The sequence below is a fragment of the Paracoccus sp. N5 genome (genome assembly GCF_000371965.1).
Classification (GTDB): Bacteria; Pseudomonadota; Alphaproteobacteria; order Rhodobacterales; family Rhodobacteraceae; genus Paracoccus.
The window spans coordinates 164685-185497 of sequence record NZ_AQUO01000002.1 but is presented as its reverse complement, the minus strand read 5'-3'; the positions used below and the strand labels follow the sequence as shown (position 1 = coordinate 185497).

Annotated in this window: 18 protein-coding genes; 10 read left to right on the top strand and 8 right to left on the bottom strand. The window is 64.4% G+C overall.

Annotation, left to right across the window (positions count from 1 at the left end; genetic code table 11):
* Positions 1–4 precede the first annotated feature (4 nt).
* The 6 genes from PARN5_RS0115390 to PARN5_RS0115365 all read left to right on the top strand — a co-directional run bounded on the left by PARN5_RS0115390 (position 5) and on the right by PARN5_RS0115365 (position 7598).
* Positions 5–1564: a long-chain fatty acid--CoA ligase gene (locus tag PARN5_RS0115390; protein ID WP_018000663.1), complete on the top strand. Its 1560-nt coding sequence runs from the start codon at positions 5–7 to the stop codon at positions 1562–1564.
* Between the two features lie 27 nt (positions 1565–1591).
* Entirely contained in the window at positions 1592–2353 is a 762-nt protein-coding gene (locus PARN5_RS0115385) for an NUDIX domain-containing protein (protein WP_026155477.1), read from the top strand.
* A gap of 410 nt (positions 2354–2763) precedes the next feature.
* Positions 2764–5325, top strand: coding sequence for a LuxR C-terminal-related transcriptional regulator (locus tag PARN5_RS22940; RefSeq protein WP_018000661.1), 2562 nt, complete (start codon positions 2764–2766; stop codon positions 5323–5325).
* A gap of 277 nt (positions 5326–5602) precedes the next feature.
* The gene (locus PARN5_RS0115375; RefSeq protein WP_018000660.1) at positions 5603–6556 is read left to right on the top strand and encodes an acyl-CoA dehydratase activase; all 954 of its coding nucleotides are present in this window, start codon (positions 5603–5605) and stop codon (positions 6554–6556) included.
* A 2-nt stretch (positions 6557–6558) separates the two neighbouring features.
* Entirely contained in the window at positions 6559–6774 is a 216-nt protein-coding gene (locus tag PARN5_RS0115370; protein WP_018000659.1) for a hypothetical protein, read from the top strand.
* 107 nt (positions 6775–6881) lie between these two features.
* Positions 6882–7598, top strand: a complete 717-nt coding sequence (locus tag PARN5_RS0115365) for a TetR/AcrR family transcriptional regulator (RefSeq protein WP_081615014.1) — start codon at positions 6882–6884, stop codon at positions 7596–7598.
* A gap of 10 nt (positions 7599–7608) precedes the next feature.
* Here PARN5_RS0115365 and PARN5_RS0115360 read toward each other — a convergent pair whose 3' ends face one another.
* The 7 genes from PARN5_RS0115360 to PARN5_RS24320 all read right to left on the bottom strand — a co-directional run bounded on the left by PARN5_RS0115360 (position 7609) and on the right by PARN5_RS24320 (position 13992).
* Complete coding sequence (locus PARN5_RS0115360) at positions 7609–8130, bottom strand: PaaI family thioesterase (RefSeq protein WP_018000657.1); 522 nt, start codon at positions 8128–8130, stop codon at positions 7609–7611.
* A gap of 76 nt (positions 8131–8206) precedes the next feature.
* A complete protein-coding gene (locus PARN5_RS0115355) occupies positions 8207–8914 on the bottom strand; it encodes an ABC transporter ATP-binding protein (RefSeq protein WP_018000656.1) in 708 nt (235 codons plus the stop codon).
* 1 nt (position 8915) lies between these two features.
* Positions 8916–9656, bottom strand: a complete 741-nt coding sequence (locus PARN5_RS0115350) for an ABC transporter ATP-binding protein (RefSeq protein WP_026155476.1) — start codon at positions 9654–9656, stop codon at positions 8916–8918.
* Between the two features lies 1 nt (position 9657).
* A complete protein-coding gene (locus PARN5_RS22310) occupies positions 9658–10587 on the bottom strand; it encodes a branched-chain amino acid ABC transporter permease (protein WP_018000654.1) in 930 nt (309 codons plus the stop codon).
* The gene (locus tag PARN5_RS0115340) at positions 10587–11483 is read right to left on the bottom strand and encodes a branched-chain amino acid ABC transporter permease (protein WP_026155475.1); all 897 of its coding nucleotides are present in this window, start codon (positions 11481–11483) and stop codon (positions 10587–10589) included. The genes PARN5_RS22310 and PARN5_RS0115340 overlap by 1 nt, the downstream gene beginning before the upstream one ends.
* A gap of 101 nt (positions 11484–11584) precedes the next feature.
* Entirely contained in the window at positions 11585–12748 is a 1164-nt protein-coding gene (locus PARN5_RS0115335) for an ABC transporter substrate-binding protein (RefSeq protein ID WP_018000652.1), read from the bottom strand.
* A gap of 98 nt (positions 12749–12846) precedes the next feature.
* Positions 12847–13992, bottom strand: a complete 1146-nt coding sequence (locus tag PARN5_RS24320; RefSeq protein ID WP_018000651.1) for an acyl-CoA dehydrogenase family protein — start codon at positions 13990–13992, stop codon at positions 12847–12849.
* Positions 13993–14399: 407 nt separating this feature from the next.
* Between PARN5_RS24320 and PARN5_RS0115325 the strand changes: the two genes are divergently transcribed.
* From PARN5_RS0115325 to PARN5_RS0115310, 4 genes are all read left to right on the top strand, one after another.
* Positions 14400–15548, top strand: coding sequence for a 2-hydroxyacyl-CoA dehydratase family protein (locus tag PARN5_RS0115325; RefSeq protein WP_018000650.1), 1149 nt, complete (start codon positions 14400–14402; stop codon positions 15546–15548).
* A gap of 28 nt (positions 15549–15576) precedes the next feature.
* The gene (locus PARN5_RS0115320) at positions 15577–16944 is read left to right on the top strand and encodes a 2-hydroxyacyl-CoA dehydratase family protein (protein WP_018000649.1); all 1368 of its coding nucleotides are present in this window, start codon (positions 15577–15579) and stop codon (positions 16942–16944) included.
* Positions 16945–17034: 90 nt separating this feature from the next.
* Positions 17035–17859, top strand: coding sequence for an SDR family oxidoreductase (locus PARN5_RS0115315; protein WP_198289612.1), 825 nt, complete (start codon positions 17035–17037; stop codon positions 17857–17859).
* Between the two features lie 110 nt (positions 17860–17969).
* Positions 17970–19625 (top strand): AMP-binding protein, encoded by a 1656-nt coding sequence (locus PARN5_RS0115310; RefSeq protein WP_018000647.1) that lies wholly within the window; start codon positions 17970–17972, stop codon positions 19623–19625.
* A gap of 126 nt (positions 19626–19751) precedes the next feature.
* Here the strand turns inward: PARN5_RS0115310 and PARN5_RS0115305 are convergent, their stop codons facing one another.
* Positions 19752–20789, bottom strand: a complete 1038-nt coding sequence (locus tag PARN5_RS0115305) for a zinc-dependent alcohol dehydrogenase family protein (protein ID WP_018000646.1) — start codon at positions 20787–20789, stop codon at positions 19752–19754.
* Between the last annotated feature and the right edge of the window lie 24 nt (positions 20790–20813).

The window sequence follows — 20813 nt, the reverse complement described above, 5'->3', positions numbered from 1 at the left end:
CGGAATGATGCAGGTCACCCAGATCCTCATGCATGCCGCGCTGGAACAGCCGCAGCGCATCGCGACCATCTTTCGCGACCGGCAGCGCAGCTGGTCCGAGGTCGCGGCGCGCGTCCCCCGGCTGGCCGCGGCGCTGCATGGCCTTGGGGTCCGCCCCGGCGAATGCGTGGCCGCCCTGGGGATGAATTCGGACCGGTATTTCGAGCTGTTTTTCGCCATCCCCTGGTGCGGGGGGGTCTTCACCCCTCTGAACATCCGCTGGTCGCCGCGCGAAAATGGCTTTGCGCTGGCGGATTCCGGGGCGAGGATCCTGTTCGTCGATGACGAGTTTCTGGACCATGCCGCCCAGATCGACGGCATCGGGGCCGTGCAACTGATCCATATCGGCGAGAAACAGACCCCGCCCGGCATGCTTTCGGCCGAGGATCTGATCGCCGGGCACGCGCCGATGCCGGATGCCGACCGGCGGGGCGACGATCCCTATATCGTGCTTTACACCTCGGGGACGACCTCGCAGTCCAAGGGCGCGGTGCTGTCGCATCGCAACGTGATGGCGGTCTCGGTCGCGTTTCTCGCCACCCTGCCCCGGCGCGAGGACCTGACCCATCTGCATGTCGGCGGCATGTTCCACCTGTCGGGGGCGGGACCGGCCTGGTATGTCACCCTGTCGGGCGGCACCCATGTCATCCTGCCGAAATTCGAACCCGAGCCGGTCATGCAGGCGATCGCCACCCATCGGGCGACGAATATCGTGCTGGTGCCGACGATGATCAACATGCTGATGCTGCATCCCCGTCTGGGCGATTACGACCTCACCAGCATCCACACCTGCGTCTATGGCGGCTCGCCCATGCCCGAGGCGGTGCTGCAGGGCGCGCTGAATGCCCTGCCCGGCTGGGGCTTTCACCAGATCTATGGCATGACGGAAACCGCGGGCTATGCCGTCGCCTTTCGCTGGCAGGATCATCAGCAGGCGCTGGCGCAGGCACCGCATCGCCTGAAGGCGGCCGGGCGGACCGTGCCGGGGATGCGCATCCGCATTACCCGCCCCGACGGATCGGAGGCCGCGCCCGGCGAAACCGGCGAGATCCTGATCCGGGGCGACAATGTGATGACGCATTATCACAACAACCCCGAGGCCAGCGCCGCCACGCTCAGGGACGACTGGATGCATTCGGGCGATGCGGGATATTTCGACGCGGACGGCTATCTCTATGTCGCCGACCGGATCAAGGACATGATCGTCAGCGGCGGCGAAAACGTCTATTCCGTCGATGTCGAGCGGGCGATCTATGCCCATCCCGCCGTCAGGGAAGCAGCCGTCGTCGGCATTCCCAGCGAGAAATGGGGCGAATCCGTCCATGCCGTCGTGGTGCTGAAGGACGGGCAATCGCTGAGCGAGGCCGAGCTGATCGCGCATTGCAAGGCGCTGATCGGCGGCTATAAATGCCCCCGCAGCGTCGAGTTCCGGCAGGAGGCCCTGCCGGTGACGCCGGTCGGCAAGATCCGCAAGAACCTCCTGCGCGATCCCTATTGGCAAGGGCACGACCGCAAGATCAACTGACCTCACCTTGTAACAACGGAGCTGCCCATGCTGGAAGACCTGCCCGTGAGAACCGCCTCGACCATGATGCTGGTGCGCGAAGCGCCGACAGTCGAGGTCCTGATGGTCAAGCGCAACTATGCCATCGACCATTTCTCGGGCGCGATGGTCTTTCCCGGCGGCAAGGTCGAGCCCTCGGACACCGATCCGGCCTGGGCCGGGCAGGCCCAGGGCTGGGACGACATCCCCGAGGCGGAACGCGGCCCCCGCATCAGCGCCATCCGGGAAACCTTCGAGGAATGCGGCATCCTGCCCGCCGTCCACGGCTATGCGGCGGATCCCGAAGGCACGAAGGCGCTGCGCAGCGCCATGGATCGGGGCGAGGCCAGTTTCCTGGGCTATCTTCAGGCCCAGGGGCTGCGGCCCGACCTGCGGGCGCTGTCGCTGTTTGCGCGCTGGCGCACCCCGCCCGTCGTCGCAAAGCGGTTCGACACCTATTTCTACCTGGTCGAAGCCCCGGCCGAGCAGGTGGCGCAGGCCGACGGGCGCGAGACGGTCTCGGCCGAGTGGATCGCCGCGGGCACGGCGCTGGAACTGGCGGCGCGGGGCGAGCGGACCATCGTCTTTCCGACCCGCATGAACCTGTCGCTGCTGGCCAGGACCACCAGCATCGCCGATGCGGTCGCGGCGGCCGCGCTGCGCCCGGCGCATGTCGTCGAACCGGCGATCGAACTGCATGGCGGCGCGCGATTCCTGCGCCTGCACGATGCGGACGGATATGGCCCCGTGCTGGAGCCGCTGCACATCTGAACCGCCCTGCCTCTGATCGGACCCCCTGTCGCCATCCATCCCGCTTTGTCACGGGTGGCGAAATTCCCATAGGCAAATCAAGTTCGCTTGTTTACAATAATCTCGATTCCTTGCCGCATCGGCTTGTGCCGTCGGCCGGGCAACCAGAACGAGAAAGGCGGGCAGGAACCGAGCCAGGGGAGGAAGCCGGGGCTTGATGGCGCGCGGGGGGACAGATGCACACCGGCATATCCATGGCGACCAACCTTTCGACTGGCTGCGAGAAGGCTCCCTATCCTTCGCCCGGACCTTATGATCTGTCCGACGCGCCGCCGCCTCTTTGTTTCCAGGTCGTCACCACCCGGCTGATACACGATCTCTGCCGCCGTGCCCTGACGGGGGATTGTGGGCTTGCCCCCGTCGAGACCCTCGTGGCCCCGCACGGCTGGGGAAAGACCGTCGCCGTCGCCCGGCTTTACCGCTGCTGGATCCAGAGCGGCCACGCCGGCCTTTGGCTCGGGCTGAAGGAACATGCACCGGATGTCGAGGGGCTGTTGACGCAGCTGGCCCGACAGGCCGCGGCCTTCACACCACGCATGGGCGGGCCGGATGGTCCAGAGGCACGGCTGCGGGGAAGCGCGGGCCGGCTGGCCGATGTCCTGCGGCAGGTGCCGAAACCTTTCCTGATCTGCATCGACAATATCGACCATTGCACGGCCAGTCTCGCGCCGGGCTTCCTGGACGATTTCTTCGCACTGGCGCCGCAGGGCGTGCATTTCGTCCTGACCGCCAATCACCGGCTGGACTTCAACCGCACCGGAATCGGCCTGAGCGGCCAACTGCGGGAACACGGATCCGGCGATCTTGCGCTTGCCGCGGACGAGGCGCGGGCCCTGCTGTCGAGCAGCGGCCAGACCTTTGACGCCGAAGCCCTGCAAATGCTGCTGAGCAAGACCGAAGGCTGGGTCGCCGGCCTGCGGCTTTGCGCGATCCTGCTGGACAAGGCCGGCAACGATCCGGCGCTGATCGCGAAGCTGTCCGGGGACATTCCCGACCTGCGCGACTGGTTCGACCACCACGTTCTCGGCGCGGTGCCCGACGACCTGCTGGATTTCCTGCATCATGCGGCGCTGTTTCCCGCCTTTTCCGCCGAACAGCTCAGCGAGATCGCCGGGCTCGCCGATGCGTCCCGGCATCTGCAAACCCTCATGCGCCGCGGAATGTTCATCCACCCCCTGTCCGTCCTGGGCGGCAAATACCGCTTTCACAGCCTGTTCCGCGACCGCCTGCTTGCCGATGCGGCGCGCTGCATTCCCGCCGCCAGGCTGCAGGAATGCTACCGCCGCATGGCGGACTGGGCGTTGAACGAATGCGCATGGGAGGAAGCGGTCGACGCCGCCCTGCTCAGCCAGGACCAGGCGGTGATCGTGCGGACGCTGGATTGCGTCGCGCCGCATCTGGTGCGCGACCTGGGCAAGCTGCGGGTCTTCGTCGACATCGTCGAGCAATTGCTCGCGCGCGACCTGCCGCTGGGGTTCGAGGCGAGATACTGGTATGTCTATGCGCTGACCTATCGGCTGCGCCTCGTCTCGGCCGACAACCAGCGCCGCCGCCTCGTGCGGCTGCTCGCGGTGACCGGAGGCGAGGATGCCTATCACCGCCACCGGATCGAGCATCTGCACATCGCGCTGGCCTTCCTGGCCGATGACATGCAGGCGGCGGGCAGGCATGCAATGAACTGGCTCGCCTCGGACATCGAACGCGAACCATTCGACCTGGGCTGGGTGCTGTCGATCCTGTCCGTGCATCACCTGACCGCCTATCGGTTCGCCGAGACGCGCGATTGCCTGCGCCGGGCGGCGCCCATCGTGCGCGAGGTCGGCTCGCCCTATCTGGCGGGATGGTGCGACCTGATCCTGGCGACGGTCTCGCTTTACGAGGGCAATCTGCCCCGCGCCCGCGAAATCATCGAGAGCACGCTGGCCCGGACCGAGGCGAGCCTGGGCCGGGATGCCGATCTGTGCGACACCATCTGCGCCATCGGCTCCAAATGCGCCCTGGAGATGGGCGACCAGAACCGCGCCCGCGAAATGTTGGCGCGCGGCCTGCGCAGCATGGACCGGCACGGCACCGTCGGCTCCAGCGCCTGCGCCGTCGAGACTGCCTTGGCCTTCTGGAACGGCGATGAAAGTGATCCGGTCTTTCAGCGCCTCTCACTGCCCATCGGCAATTACGCGCCGCGGCTCGCAGTCATGTTCCGCTGCCACATCGTCCGGCGACTGGTGCAGCTTGGCCAACTCGACCGGGCCGCGGCCTGGATAAACGAAATTGATCTGGACGTGCACCGGGCAAGGCTGCGCACCGGCGCGGCCGAGCTCTTGCCGCGTTTCCGCGATCTTCTCGTGATGACCTCGGTCGAGTTCCTGCACACCTCTGGCGAGAACGCTGCCGCGTCGGCGATGATCGGCCGCGAATTGCGCGAGGCGAAACGCGGAGGCCGGATCCTGCGGGCGGTCAGGCTGGAGCTGATCCAGATGTCGATCTCGCTTGCCGAGGGCAGGCCGGCCGATGCCAGCCGCCAGTTCGGTTCGACGCTGCGGCAAGCCCAGGACCGCGGCATGGTCCAGGCGTTTCAGCGTCACCGCGCGGCCATCGCGGCGCTGTTGCAGCAGGCACCGCTGCGCATGGAGCTTTTCCCCCGCCGTGAGGACCGGGCATTCGTTTCCCGCATCCTGACCGCGCTGGATCTGGACGAGGAGCACCGAACCTCCTCGCTTGCCGAAGAGGACGTCCCCTGCGAATCGCTGACCGCGCGCGAGCAGGAACTGATGGAACTGGTCGGAAGGGGGCTGAGCAATGCCGACATCGCCGAACATCTTGGCGTCAGCGACAACACCATCAAATGGCACCTGAAGAACGTGTTCCGCAAGCTCGGCGCCGCGAACCGCACCTCGGCCGTCCTGCGCTATTCCGCCCGCAGTGCGGGTGCCTGATCCCCCCAGAAGCATGGTAAGTAAAGCTTTTAATCCTGCCCAACCCGTGGCAGGCCGGCCATACTTCGCCCCGACCCGGGACAGGTGCGGGAGGAAGGCGATGGCGTCCCGACAACCCGGATTTTCTCCAGTTTTATCAGAAATTGCTAAGCCACCCTCTCCCGAAGCCGCCATGTGGAAAGCTTGCCAGAAGGCCCCGAGCCGATCCTCAAGATTGACATTTCGCGAAGGTAAGTTACATTTACCATATTAGCTACTGTGCCGAGAGGATGATGGAATGAAGTCCTATGTCATGGGTATCGACTTCGGCTCTACCACTGCCAAGACGGTGATCCTCGACCTGCAAGGGCGCATGCTGTCCTCGCAGGTCGCCCATATGGGTGCCGTCAGCGGCGAGGGGGTGGCGGCTGCCATCGCAGGCGCGTTGGACTCGGCCGGGCTGGCGCAGGCCGATATCGGCCGCACGGTGGCCACCGGCTATGGCCGCCGGATGCTGGACATCGCCGACAAGAACTATACGGAAATCACCTGCCACGCCCGCGGCGCCGTGGCCATGGTGCCGCAGGCGCGGGTGGTCATCGACATCGGCGGCCAGGACAGTAAGGTGATCGCGGTCGACGCCCAGGGCCTGGTCATGCAATTCACCATGAACGACCGCTGCGCCGCCGGCACCGGCAAGTTCTTCGAGGTTCTGGCGCGGGCGATGCAGATCGAGCTGGAGGATATGGGCGACCTGGCGCTGCAGGCAAAGCAATCGCTGAAAATTTCCAGCATGTGTGCGACCTTTGCCGAAACCGAGGTCATCTCTCTGCTGGCCGAGGGGCAGTCCAAGGCCGATATCCTGGGCGGCGTTCACGCCGCCGTCGCCACGCGGACGGTCGGGCTGGTCGGTCGCGTGGGCCGCAAGGGCCCGATCGTCATGACCGGCGGCGTGGCCCGCAACAAGGCCGCCGTGCATTACATCGAGGAGGCCCTGGGCGAAAAGCTGATCCTTCCCGCAACGCCGCAGATCGCCGGCGCGCTTGGCGCCGCGCTTATCGGTCTGGACGACTATCGCAGCGAACACGGCTATGTGCCCTCGGCGTCGGACGATGACGCCTTGGAGGCGCAAATGGCCTTGGACAAGGCCTGTGTCCCGGGCTGCAAGGGCGTGCCGGAACTGGCAGCCCGGCCGTCGGCTCGGCGCGACAATGCCGCCGCGCTGTGGAAGCGCATCCAGTCGCATCTCTGATCATGCAGAATTTTCCCGCATTGCGCCTGATCCTGAAGCTGGGCCGCTGGTGGGCCCTGTGCTGCGGCCTGTTGTCCTGCACCGTCGCCATGCTGGCGCTGTATCCTCTGCTCGGCCTGCTCGCGATCCTGCCCGCGGTTTTCGCGCTCGGCTTCGGATATTATCTCGGCAAGAGCTATGTCGAACTGATCACCATCATCGTCACCACCGTGAACTGACCCCGCGCGCCCGGGCGGGCCTTCGCCGGAGCGCGTTTCGACCGCCGGCGCTGGACTTTTGCCGGTGTCCGTGATCCTCTGCAAAGAGCTGCCTCGGGATATGTTCGTTGAGCTCCAAGACACCCTCCAGATCCGCCCCGCGACGTCTTTCCCGGCAGGACCGCACCACCCTCATTCTTCGAACCGCGCGCGAGGTCATTCGCGAGAAGGGTTTCGAGAACTTCCTGCCGCTTGAAGTGGCGCAGCGCAGCGGCATCTCCGAGGGGATGGTCTACAAGTATTTCAAGAGCAAGCGCGAGCTGATGGAGCGCGTCGCCGAGGACTGGTTCGAGGAGTTCCTGAGCGAAGCGCCCCCTCCCGCGCAGGACCTGCCGTTGCGCGACCAATTGTTCCAGGTGATCTGGAGCTCGCTGATGTCGATCCAGCGCGAACCGGCCCTGACGCGCTTCGTGCTGATGGAACTGCGGGCCGATCCGAATTATCGCAACCTGCCCACCTATCGGCAAAGCCGCCGTTTTGCGAAATCGGTCGTCGACGTGATCGAACTGGGTGTCGAGCGCGGCGCGATCCGGGCGGACCTGAACCGCAAGCTGGTGCGCGACATGATCTTCGGCGCCATCGAGCATTCGACCTGGGCTTTCCTGCGCGGCGAGGACGAGGCCTTCTCGGTCGAAATGACCGCGCGGGGCATCACCGACATGATCCTGGATGGGATCAGGACGCCGAAGCCGCCCACCAGCGAGCTGGTCGAGCGGCTCGAGCAGTTGACCCGTCAGCTTGCCGAGGAATTGCGCCATTCGGCGGCGGCCGGCAGCGCCGACTGAGCGCCGGCCATCAGTCGCTGGCGGCGTCGATGCCGCCGGCTTCGATATTGCGCAGCAGTTCCAGTCCCACCGCGTCCGGGATCGGCCGGATCATGAACACGCCGCGCGACTGGAACACCGTTTCGGTGCCGACCCGGCCGGTGAAATGGCTGAATGCCATGTTTCCCGCGTTGCTGACCATGTCGCCCTGCCCCTCGACCCACGCCCCATAAGGGATGGCGGCCAGATACTCGATGGCAAGCGAAACCGTGGGCACGAGGAAGGATCTGTATTGCAGTTCCTTCTGCGCACAGAGGCCCTGATAGTCGCAGAAGGATGCCGTGACGCCGCCGTGGCAGATGCCGAGCGGATTGAGATGGCGCTTCAGACAGCGAAATCCGATCAGGATGCGGCCATTGCGCCGCCCGCCATAGACCGGGCCCAACATCTGGTGAAAGCCGGCACCATAGGTCAGGGGATACCATCCGGCAGGCGGCGGAGCCGCAGTTTCCTCGTCGAACAATGCGGCAATCGAGGCCGGCAGATCGGTCATGACTCTTCCATGGGCTGGGTCTTTGCTAGCGGGCCGGCACCGCCCGCACCCGGGCGATTGCCGGGCCGCGGGGCCGTCAGATGTGCAGGTGGCGGTTCTGGATCTCCTCGTTCTGGCGCAGTTCCGCGGCGGTGCCGTGATAGACCACGGCCCCCTTCTCGAGAACGTAGCAGCGATCGCTGAGCGCAAGGACGAAATCGAGATTCTGTTCGGCCATGATGATCGAGACGCCGGAATCGCGCAGTTCGCGGATCTTCTCGCCGATCTGGGCGACGATCAGCGGCGCCACCCCTTCGGAGGGCTCGTCCAGCAGTATCAGCTCGGGGTTGCCCATCAGCGTGCGGGCGATGGTCAGCATCTGCTGCTGCCCGCCGCTGAGCAACCCGCCGGGCCGGTCCCGGAACCGTTCGAGGTCGGGGAAGAGGGCAAAGACGCGCTCCTCGTTCCAGGGCTCGAAACCCGCGCGCGGCGGCAACCGGGCCACGTCGAGGTTTTCCCAGACGGTCAGCGAACCGAAGATGCGCCGCTCCTCGGGGACATAACCCAGCCCGTCGCGCGCGTTCAGATGCGATGGCCTGCCGGTGATCTTGCGGTCCTTCCAGGTCACCGCGCCCGAGGCGGGCGGCGTGATTCCCATGATGGCCCGCATGGTGGTGGATTTGCCGACGCCATTCCGGCCCACCAGCGCGACCAACTCGCCCTTTTCGACGTTCAGGGACACGTCATGCAGCACCTTGCTGAGACCGTAAGAGACGTTGATCGCCTCGACTTGCAGCAGGCTCATCTCATTCCCTCCCCAGATAGATGCGCTGGACGTCATCATTGGCGCGGACCTCGTCCGGCAGGCCGGTCGCGATGATCTCGCCGTGGTGCAGGACGGAAATCGTGCTGGCGATCTCGAACACCACATTCATGTCATGTTCGGTGAACAGCAGCGTGATGCCGCGTTGCTGCACGATGTCGCGGATCAGGCTGATGCTGGACAGCGTCTCGGCAATGGACATGCCGGCCGTAGGCTCGTCGAGCAGCAGGATCCTGGGGTCGGCCGCCAGCGCGACGGCCAGTTCGAGCTGCTTCTGCTTGCCATGGGCCAGCTCGCCCGCGCGGCGGCCGGAATCGGCGCCCAGCCGGACCTGCTCGAGCAGCTGCATGACCTCGTCGCGGAACAGGCCGGCGGCGTCGCGGAACGGGTTGAACTGCAGGTTGCGGTTGGCGATCAGCGCGACCTGCACGTTCTCGAAGGCGGTTTTCCGGGGAAAGACGTTCACCTTCTGAAAGGACCGCGCCATGCCGATGCGCACGATCTCGTGCGGCTTCATCCGCGACAGGCGCTTGCCGTCCAGCGTGACGCTGCCCGTGGTCGGCAGGATCAGCCCCGAGATCAGGTTGAAGAGCGTGGTCTTGCCGGCGCCGTTCGGGCCGATGATCGCGTGACGGGCACCGCGTTCGACGGCAAAGGACACGTCATTGATCGCGACGAAGCCGCCGAATTTCTTTGTCGCACCGGTGATTTCCAGAAATGCCATGTCATTTGCGTCCAAGGCGCGCATAGAGTTTGCGGAACAGTCCGATAAGCCCCTCGGGCAGGACCAGGACGACGAGCAGCAGGATCAGCCCCATCACCAGCGGCCAGTATTGCGTATACTGGTGGATGGTGACCTCCAGCAGATACAGCAGCGAGGCCCCCAGGATCGGCCCGACAAAGCTGTGCACGCCGCCCAGCAGCACGCTGATGACGATATGGCCGGACTGGGTCCAGAAGGCCGATTGCGGATACATGCCGCGCAGATACATCGCCATCAGGCTGCCGGCGATGGCCGCGAAGATGGCCGCCAGGACGAAGGCGATCAGCTGCATCTGCCGGACATTGACCCCCAGGAAGCTGGCCCGCGTCTCGTTCTCGCGGATCGCGACGAAGGTCTGGCCCATGGTGGATTTGCTCAGCAACCACATCAGCGCCGTCGAGATGCTGACGATGGCCAGCGTGAACCAATAGAAGTTCTGCGGCGTGGCCAGGAACTGCGGCAGGGTGATGCCGACAAAGCCGTCATCGCCGCCTGTCACGGGCTTCCACTTGATGATGACGCCCCAGACCAGCATCGAGAAGGCCAGCGTCAGCATGGCAAAGTAGATCGCCTTCAGCCGGACGCAAAGAATGCCGATCACCAGCGCGAAGGCGGTGGCCAGAATGATCGCCAGCGGCATGGCGACGCCCAGCGGCAATTGCCAGCGGCTCAGGAAGAAGGCCGTGGCATAGCCGCCGATGGCGAAGAACGCGGCATGGCCGAACGAGATCAGCCCGACATGCCCGGCCAGGATGTTCAGGCTGAGCGCCAGCAGGCTGAGGATCATCACCTGCACCGCCAGTTCGGTCAGGTAGCGCGAGCCCAGGAAGGGCACGATCAGAAGCGCCAGGAACAGGCAGCCAAGAAAGATGAGTTGTGGACGGCTGGTCATCAGTGGCGCTCCTCGTCCGCTTTGCCGAAAAGACCCCAGGGGCGCACCAGCAGAATGACCACCATCATCACGTAGGACGCGACGATGACCCATTCGCCCAGATAGATCGAACCCATGACGGTCAGGAAACCCAGGATCAGCGCCCCGACGAAACTGCCCAGCAGACTGCCGAGACCGCCGATGATGACGATGATGAAGGCGTCGATGATGACCAGGGCATCCATGCCCGGATCGACCGCCGAACGCGGGGCGGCCAGCGCGCCGCCCATCGCGGCCAGGGCCGCGCCGGTGACGAACACCCCGGAATAGACCATCTTCACATCGATGCCCAGCGCGTTCAGCATCACCCGGTCCTCTCGCGCCGCCCGCAAGATGCGCCCCCATCGCGTGCGCTCCATGAAAAACCAGATCGCAATCGCGATGATCGGGCCCAAGGCGCACAGGAAAAGCATGTATTTCGGGTAATAGGTGATGCCCAGATTGACGGCGCCGCGCAGGAAAGGCGGGGCGCCGATGCTGTATTGGCCGGTTCCCCAGATCATCTTGACGATGTCCTTGATGACCAGCACCAAGGCAAAGGTGAACAGCAACTGCAGCATATGCTCCTTGTCATAGAGGCGGGACAGCAGGCCCCGCTCGACGACAAAGGCGATCGCGCCCATGACGACGCCCGACCCGAGCACCCCCAGCAGAAAGCCGAGATCGGTGTCGCCGGTGACGCGCAGGATCGACAGCGCGACATAGGCGCCGACCATGTAGAAGGCTCCATGCGCGAAATTGACGATACGCAGGACACCGAAGATCAGGGTCAGGCCGGCGGCGATGATGAACAGGTTCATCGCCAGAGAGACAGAGTTCATGACCTGTATGAACAGGACGGTCGGATTCGTGAACATGCAGCGCACCTTGCGGTCGTTCAGCGCATTGCGCGGGTAAACGACCTGCATTGCTGGGAAAGGGGCGCGCGTCCGCGCAAGGACGCGCGACTGCGACGATATTACCGCACCAGCCGAAGATCGGTCATCCGCGCGATGTCGGATCCGTCTTCATGCTCGAACCGGCCATAGAATTCCGGCGAATTGGCGCGGTTGGTCTTGGGGTCGATGGTGATCTCGCCCAGCGGGGTCTGCACCGTCAGCCCGTCCAGGGCCGCGGCCACCGCGACAGGATCGGTCGTGCCGGCGGCTTCGATCGCGGCAGCCAGGAACTTGACGGCATTGTAGCCGGTGATCGGCCACATATCCGTTTCCTTGCGGCCCTGATGAGCGGCCAGCGCCTTCTGATAGGCCGCGTGCGATTCCAGCCCGTCGAAATACCACACATCGGCGGCCGAGGCCCACAGCCCGTCGGGAAGCTCGGTGCCGAGCGCCGCCGCAACCGCGTGGTCGCCGGTGTTCGAGCCCCACAGAACCTTCTTGGTCTGGAACAGGCCGAAGGGGGTGGCCTGCTTGACGAAGGCGATGAAGCTGCCGCCGTATTGCGTGCCGATGATCGTGTCGCAATCCGAGGACAGCAGTTGGGTGATCGTTGCGCTGAAATCGGTCGCGTTCATCGGAACAAGGAACTCGCCGGCCTCGCGGATGTCGCCCATGTTGGCCCGGATGGCCTTGAACCAGTCGTGGCTGTAGGCATAGTCGAAGCCGGTAAAGCAGACGCTTTTCGCATCCATGCCCTTCAGAACCTCGACGGTCCGCGCGCCGTCCACATCGGTCGTCGGCGCCAGCTGGAAGATGAAGTCGTGCAGGTTATCGCCGGCCGTCAGGGCTTCGGTCTTGGCCGAGGGCGAAATGTTCACGACCTTCTCTTCACGCGCGATCTGCGAGTTCGCAAGCGAGGTCGCCGAGGTCGCCGGACCGATGAAATGCTGGACGCCCTCGAGCGTGATCAGTTCGCGCATCGCCGCGGTAGACACGTCCGGGCGCAGCTGTTCGTCGCGGAGCAGGATCTGAAACGGCCGGCCAAGCACGCCGCCGGCATCGTTGACCTCTTTCACGGCCATCTCGACACCGGCATTGATGCCTTCCCCGACATAGGCACCGCCGCCGGACATCGGCAGGATGACGCCGATCTTGATCGGCCCGTCCTCGGCCACGGCCGCGGTGCCCAGGACCGCCACGCCCAGCGCCAGCGCGCCGGCCTTGATTGCCTTGCTGTATATCATGGTCCGTCAACCTCCCATTGACGATTGCAAACAACTCCGACGGACGCCCACATTATTTTTCCGCCCATCGTCTTCTTCCGTCTGCGCGACGCTGCCGCTCAGACGAACTCCCGCCCGTAAAGATGTCGGGCGATGATGATTTTCTGGATCTGCGGGGTGCCGTCCGCGATCAACTGGCCGCAGACATCCCGCAGCCGCTGCTCGATCGGCAGGTCCTGCGTATAGCCGTAATGGCCATGCAGGACCAGGCAGTTGCGGATCACGTCGACGCAGATGTCGGGGACGACGCCCTTGCAGACCGCCGCCTCGGCATTGTGCGGCTGCTCCCGGTCCCGCAGCCACAGCGTCCGCAGGCAGTGCCAGCGGGCCATCTGAAGCCGCGACCAAGCCTCGGCCACCGGAAAGGCCACCCCTTGATTGCGCGAGACCGGCTGCCCGAAGGCGGTCCGCTCGCGCGTATAGGCGATGGTTTCGTCCAGGGTCTGCGCCGCGGCACCCACGCACATCAGCCCGATCAGGGCGCGCGTGTATTCGAAAGTCTGCATCGCCGATCCGAAGGCGCCGTTGAGTGTGCCGATCAGATTGGTCTCGGGCACCCGCACGTCATTCAGGAACAGCGAGCCGCGCTGAATGCATTTCGAGCCCATGTCGGCATAGGGATGGCGCGTCACGCCCGGATCGTCGAAGGGCACGAGAAAGGCCGACACGCCGCGCGCGCCCGCTTCGGGGTCGGTGCGGGCGAAAACGATCCCCGCATGGGCCGCCATGACCAGCGTGACCGAGGCCTTTTCTCCGCTCAGCACGAAATGATCGCCGTCCCGCTTGGCGCGGGTGCGGATCGCCGCCGCATCCGAGCCGCAATGCGGCTCGGTCAGGCAGACGCTGATGCGCGCCGCGCCGGACGCAAGGCGCGGCAGCCATGCCTCGCAGAGTTCCCGGCTCGCATTGCGCGACATCAGGTCGCCGACGAAGGCGCTGTTCAGAATGCCGTAGCACAGGTTGAAATCACCGCGCGCGATCGCCTCGATGGCGATGCCGGCAGTAACGCAGTCCAACCCCTGCCCGCCATATTCCTGCGGGATGCGCAGGCCGAACAGGCCCATTTCGCCCATCTGTTGCCAGGCCGCCTGGGGAAACCCGCCCTCGCGGTCCCGCGCCATGTAGCCGGACAGCAAAGCATTGGCCGCGAACCCTTCCAGGGCAGACGCGATGCTCGCCTGATCCTCGGTATAGGAAAACTCCAACGATATTCCTCCTCCTTGCACTTGCGCCCGCGCCGTCCGCTGGGACGAAGTGCCGTTCCGTCCGCCGTCTATCCCGCCTTGCCCGCTTCGCTCCCGTCCGCAAAGGCGCGCGGCGACGCCGTCCAGCGATGATCTCCTCCGATTCGCGAGGTCCGAGCTCTCGGGGTCCAACCGCAGCCTGCTGAGACGATAAAGGTAACTTTCACTTACCAAATCCCCGCATGGATCATGGGTGCTCCCGGAAAACTCGATTGATTCCCTGCATGAATCTAAACAAAATACCGCATAATTGGCAATAGTAATCTTGCTTCCTACTTTCGATTGCCGGATGGAGATAGGTAAGTTACACTCAACTATGCGAATCGTAGCCCCGCCCACCCATCGGCAGGCGCGAGGAGGAGGAAGCGATGGACGAGATCCTGGCAACAATGGCCGCCGTGGCGGCCGACCCCCTGGGTTATGCGCGTCAGTGGAAGAACGAGACGCAGGGCCGCGTGATCGGCCTGTTCCCCATGCATTTCCCGGGCGAGCTGGCCCATGCGGCCGGCGCCTTACCGATGATCCTGCAAGAGGATGACGAGCCGGTCACGGTCGGCCAGGCGCAGGTGTTCAACTTTTACTGCGGCTACAACCGCTCGATCATCGACCAGGCGTTGCGTGGCGAGTTCGAGGTGCTGGACGCGATCCTGTTCGGCGATCATTGCGTGCAATTGCTGGGCACGGCGGACGTGATCCGGGCCAGCCTGCCCAAGATGCCGATTCTGTTCAACCAGCTGTGCTCGATCCTCGACGCGGAATGGGCCAAGGCCGAGACGACCCGCACCTTTTCGCAACTGTGGAAAGAGCTCGAGGCCCTGATCGGGCAGCCTATCGCCGCCGAGCAGGTGCAGGCCTCGATCCGCCTGTTCAACCGCAACCGCGCGCTGATCCGCGAGCTTTACGACCTGCGGCGGGCCGGCAAGATCGCCCTGACCGGCCGGCAGATGCAGGACGTGGTGAAATCCTCGATGGTGATGGACCGCGAGCAGCATACCCGCCTGCTGGAGAAGCTGGTCGCCGGGCTCGAACGGCGCCCGCCGCCGGCCAATGCCGTGCGGGTGTTCCTGTCGGGGCACCTGTGCCACGCGCCCAAGCTGGCCGTGCTGGATCTGGTCGAGGAATGCGGCGGCGTGGTGGTGGACGACGATCTCTATCACGGCTTCCGCTTCGTGTTCTGGGATGTCGCGGAAACCGGCGATCCGGTCGAGGCGCTGGCGGACTGGTATCTGCTGCGCTCGACCAAGGTTCCCTGCCCGACCCGCGCGGTGAAGGGACTGGACTGGGAAGACTACCTGCTGCGCAGCGTCGCCGCCTCGGGGGCCCAGGGGCTGATCGTGCTGATGGCCAAGTTCTGCGAGCCGCATATGTATTTCTATCCCGAGATCAAGGACGCCTTCGACCGGCACGGCATTCCCCATCTGCTGGTCGAGACCGAGCATGAGGAAATGCCGATGGAGGCGCTGAAGACGCGCGTCGAAACCTTCATCGAGATCGCGAAACGCAGATTGGCCGCGTGAAGCGGCAGACCAACCGGAGGAAGCAAGGATGCAGAGAGTCGCAGAAACGCAGGAACATCCCAAGGCCAGCCCGGTCTTCGGCAACGGCGAACGGGCGAACCGGCTGAAGAGCACCCGCTTTGGTGGCAAGCTGGTGAATGATTACTGGGAGAATCTTTTTGCCGCCAAGGAACAGGGCAAGAAGATCGTCTGGTATAACGGCACCTATATCCCGCCCTTTTTTCACGCCCATGACGTCGCCTGGGTCCATGGCGAAGCCTGGTCGGCCATGCTGTCGGCCAAGCATCGCGAAGTCACGGCGCAGGCGCGCGGCGACCAGAAGGGCTATGACCGCGAGCTTTGCTCCTATGCCCGGACCCATATCGGCCAGTTGCTGATCGAGCTGGACAAGATCAAGGCCGGCACTTCGGACCTGGCGCCGGACGATCCGCGCATCGAGACGCTGCTGAAGCTGCCGCCGCCGGACATGATCATCAACGCCTATCCCTATTGCTCCTCGGGGCAGCAATGGGACGACATCACCTATCGGCTGTTCGGCAAGAAGGTGCCGATGATGACGATCTCGATCCCGCTGCTGTGGGGCGGACGTCCCGATGCCGGCTATCTGCGCGGCGAGGAATGGAACGAGCGGTCGCGCTATGTGGCCGACCAGCTTATCGCCATGACCAGGTTCATGGAGGAACATACCGGCCGCAAGTTCGACTTCGACCGCCTGTCCGAGGTCATGGGCTATGTCAAGAAGGCGGCGCAGCTGCGGCTCGAGGCGATGGAGCTTTGCACTGCCCAGCCCTCGCCCGCATCCTTCTTCGACTGGATCGTGTCGATCGCGCCGGTCAACTTCCTGCCCGGCGACCAGAACATCGTCACCTATTTCGAGGGCGTCCTGGCCGAGTGCAAGGAACGGATCGCCCGCGGCGAGGGCGCGGTCAAGGACGAGAAATACCGGCTGTTCTTCGATGGCATGATGAACTGGAACAAGGTCGGCTGGCTTGCCGACAAGTTCGCCGCCGTCAATGCCTGCGTCGTCGCCGGGCGCTACACGCATATGTCCTTCTGGCAAGAGCCGGAGCTGGTCGATCTGAAGGATCCGGTCCTGGGCATGGCACAGAACTATCTGATCTGCCCCAACAACCACGGCGCCCCGATCATGATCGGCGAGATCGAGCGGATCTGCGACAAGTTCAAGATCGACGGCATGGTCATGCACGCCGCCCGGACCTGCCGGGGCATGACCAATTCGCAGTTCCTGATCGCCGACAGCGCCAAGCGCCACGGCCGCCAGACGCTGTTCTTCGAGGGCGACGTGGCCGATGAATCCTTCTACAAGGACGAATTGCTGAACACCCGGCTTGAAGCCATGGTGGAGGCGCTGGACGCAAAGGCCCGCGCTGCCTGAGCAGATCGGGTCGGACCCGTCCCGACAGCGGGACGGGTTTTTTCTCCATAACAAAATACGCTTGCATATGGTATTGTTGGGAACAACCATATGAGCGAAGTCGAGAGGACACAGGACATGACCGAGGCGATCAAGCGTATGCCTATCACTTTTGACAAGGCCAGCGCGCTGATAACCGGCGGCACATCGGGCGTCGGGCTGGAAACGGCCTGCCAGCTGGCCGAGGCCGGTGTGCCCCGCATCGCGATCGTCGGCCGCAACCAGGAGCGTGGCCAGGCCGCACGGGACAGCATTCTGGCCCGCAAGCCGGGCGTCGCGGTAGAGTTCCTGCAGGGCGATTGCAACAAGACCGCGGATGCGGTCCGCGTCTGCGAAGCGGCCCGGGCGGCATTCGGCTCCGTCGACATTCTGATCAACTCGACCGTCGGTCCTTACGGGCCGACCCTGCTGCACAACATCCCGGTCGAGCAAATGCAGAACATCATCCTTGAGCAGATGATGGCGCCCCTGCTGACCAGCCGCATCGTGCTGCCGTGGATGGCGGAAAAGGGCGGCGGCGCAATCGTCAACATCGCCTCGGACGCCGGCAAGCTGACCACCCCGGGCGAGGCGGTGATCGGCGCGGCCATGGCCGGGATCATCATGTTCAGCCGCACCATGGCCATGGAGGCCAAGCGCCACGGCATCCGGGTCAATATCGTCACCCCCTCGATCATCGAGGGAACGGCGACCTACCAGCATGTCATGTCGGCCGAATTCTCCAGCAAGCTGTTCGGCAAGGCGATCAAGATGGCGCAGCTGGGCGTGGTCAACCCCGCCGACATGGCGGCGCTGATCGTCTTTCTGGCCAGCCCGCAGGCCGCCAAGATCAGCGGCCAGGCCATCAGCTGCAACGGCGGCATCTCGGCGGCATGAACGCCCGCGCGACAGGGCGGCAACGCCGCCCTGTCCCCCGTGACAATAACGAGACACGAGCATTCCACCCCGGTTGAGGAGTCGGCGGAATGCAAGGGAGGAAACCGGAAATGCCCCAGACCCAGAAGTTCACCATGTCCTATTTTCCGGCCGAGCCGGGAGAGCCGCTGTGGGATATGTCCGTTCCCGAACTGATGCAATGGAACGCCAAGGACCATCCGGACCGCATCGCGCTGGTCGAAGGAATCGCGGACCCGGCCCGTCGGCGGCGCTGGACATACCGGCAACTGGTCGACGAGGCGACCGCGGTTGCGCGCGGGCTGCTGGAACGCTTTGTCCCGGGCGACAAGGTGGCCATCATCGCCCCCGAGACGCCGGAATGGGTGATCTTCCAGCACGCGATCTGCATGGCCGGGCTGATCATCGTTCCGATCAATCCCGCCTATACCGAACGCGAGTTGGAATTCATCCTGCGCAATGCCGAGGCCAAGGGCATCGTCTTCGCGGAAACCTCGCGCGGCAAGGATCTGCGCCCGATAGTCGAGGCGGTGCAGACCAAGATCCCGGATCTGGTCCATGCCATCTGCATAACCGATCTGGAGCAGCTCAAATCCGAAGGCAGGCCCGAGCGCGAGCTGCCCCGGCTGGACCCCGGCGACATGATGCAGATCCAGTATACCTCCGGGACCACCGGCTTTCCCAAGGGGGCCTGCCTGCATCACCGCGGCGTCATCAACTCGGCTCGGCTGATCGTCGAGCGCGCCGATTTCCCCGTGGGCGGGGTGTGGATCAACTCGATGCCGATGTTCCACATCGGCGGCGGCATCGTGTCCGCCATCGGCACGTTCAGCCGCCACGGCACCTTCGTGCTGATGCAGCAGTTCGACCCCGGCCTGTTCCTCGAACTGATCGAGGCCGAACGGGTGAACTGTTCGCTGATCGTGCCGACCATGATCGTGGCCTTGCTGAATCATCCCGACATGAAGACGCGGGACGTCAGCAGCTTCCGCTCGATTCTGTCCGGTGCAGCGGCGGTTCCGGCGGCGCTGGTGCATCGCGCGAAAAGGGAATTCGATGCCGATTTCGCCATCATGTTCGGCCAGACCGAAAGCAATGGCCCGTTCATCGAAACGCTGACGACCGACCCGGTCGAGCTTCAATGCGAGACCATCGGCCGCCCGGTCCCGCATGTAGAGGTCAGGATCGTCGACCTCGAAACGCTGGAAACGGTTCCGGTCGGCACGGTCGGAGAGCTGTGGATGCGCGGTTTCGGCACCATGAAGGGATATTACGGGCAGCCCGAGGCGACGGCAGCGGCTCTGACCAAAGATGGGTGGCTGCGCACCGGCGACCTGTGCACGATGGACGAGAACGGCTATCTGCGCATCGCGGGCCGCCTCAAGGAGATGATCATCCGCGGCGGCATGAACCTGTATCCGAAGGAGATCGAGGAGGTCATCTTTGACCATCCCCAAGTTCAGCAGGTCGCGGTTCTGGGCCTGCCCGACGAAACCTGGGGAGAGATCGTGGCCGCCGTGGTGCTGCCCAAATCCGTCGACGACCGCCCGGCCGTGGAAGACCTTTATGCCTATTGCCGCAAGAACCTGTCTCCGCAGAAGACACCGGAGAAATGGTTCATCGTCGAGAGCTATCCGATGACCGCGACCGGCAAGATCCAGAAGAACGTGCTGACCGACATGATCCGGGCCGGCGCGCTCGCCGAGGAGATCTGGACGCGCCCGGTCCGCAACTCGGCGATCGCCTAGGCCGTTCTGGCGCTGAGCGTGATCCGAGCTGGTCTCTGCAAGGGAGACCAGCTTGGCACGAACCTGATGCCGGACGACATCGCCTGAATCAGGGCGTTCCGCGCCCCATGTCGCCCATGAACGCGCTCAGGCGCTGAGGATGACCTTCATGGCCTTTTCGCGCGCGGCATTGGCGAAGACGTCATAGGCCTGCAGGATCTCGTCCAGCTTGAAGCGGTGCGTCACCAGCTTGCCGGGATCCACCCGCCCCGACCGGAGCGTCTTCAGCAGCATCGGCGTGGTATTGGTGCAGACCAGACCCATGGCGATGTTGATGTTCTTGATCCACAGCTCCTCGATGTGAAGCTGCACGGGTTTGCCGTGCACGCCGACATTGGCGATATTGCCCCCGGCCGAGACGATCTTCTGGCAGATGTCGAAGGTTGCCGGGATACCCACCGCCTCGATCGCGACATCGACACCCTGCCCGCCGGTCAGCTCCATCACGCTGGCGACCGCATCGCCGTCGCCGACCCGGATCACGTCGGTCGCACCGAATTGCAGCGCCAGCTCCAGCCGCGCCGGGTCCATGTCGATCATGATGATGCGTTCCGGCGCGTAGAATTGCGCGGTCAGCAGCACCGACATGCCGACAGGACCGGCGCCGACGATGGCAATGGTATCGCCCGGCTTCACCCGACCGGCCTGAACGCCGATCTCCATGCCGGTGGGCATGATGTCGGACAGCATCACCAGCGCCTCTTCATCCACCCCTTCGGGAATCGGATAAAGCGAATTGTCGCCATGCGGGATGCGGACGTATTCGGCCTGGGTGCCGTCGATCCTGTGTCCAAGGATCCAGCCGCCATCGGCGCAATGCGCGTAAAGCTGGCGCTTGCAATTGGCGCAGCGCCCGCAGGAGGTGACACAGGAAATCAGCACCGCATCGCCGGGTTTGAAATTGGCGACGGCTTCGCCCACGTCCTCGACGATGCCAACACCCTCATGGCCCAGCGTGCGCCCCGGGGTCACCGCGGGCACGTCCCCCTTGAGGATATGCAGGTCGGTGCCGCAGATCGTGGTTTTCGTCACCCGCACGATCACGTCGGTGGGTTTCTGGATGTCGGGTCTTGGTTTCTCGACCCATTCCTTGCGACCAGGACCTTGATAGACCAGAGCTTTCATTTGATGCTCTCCTGCTAGACATGG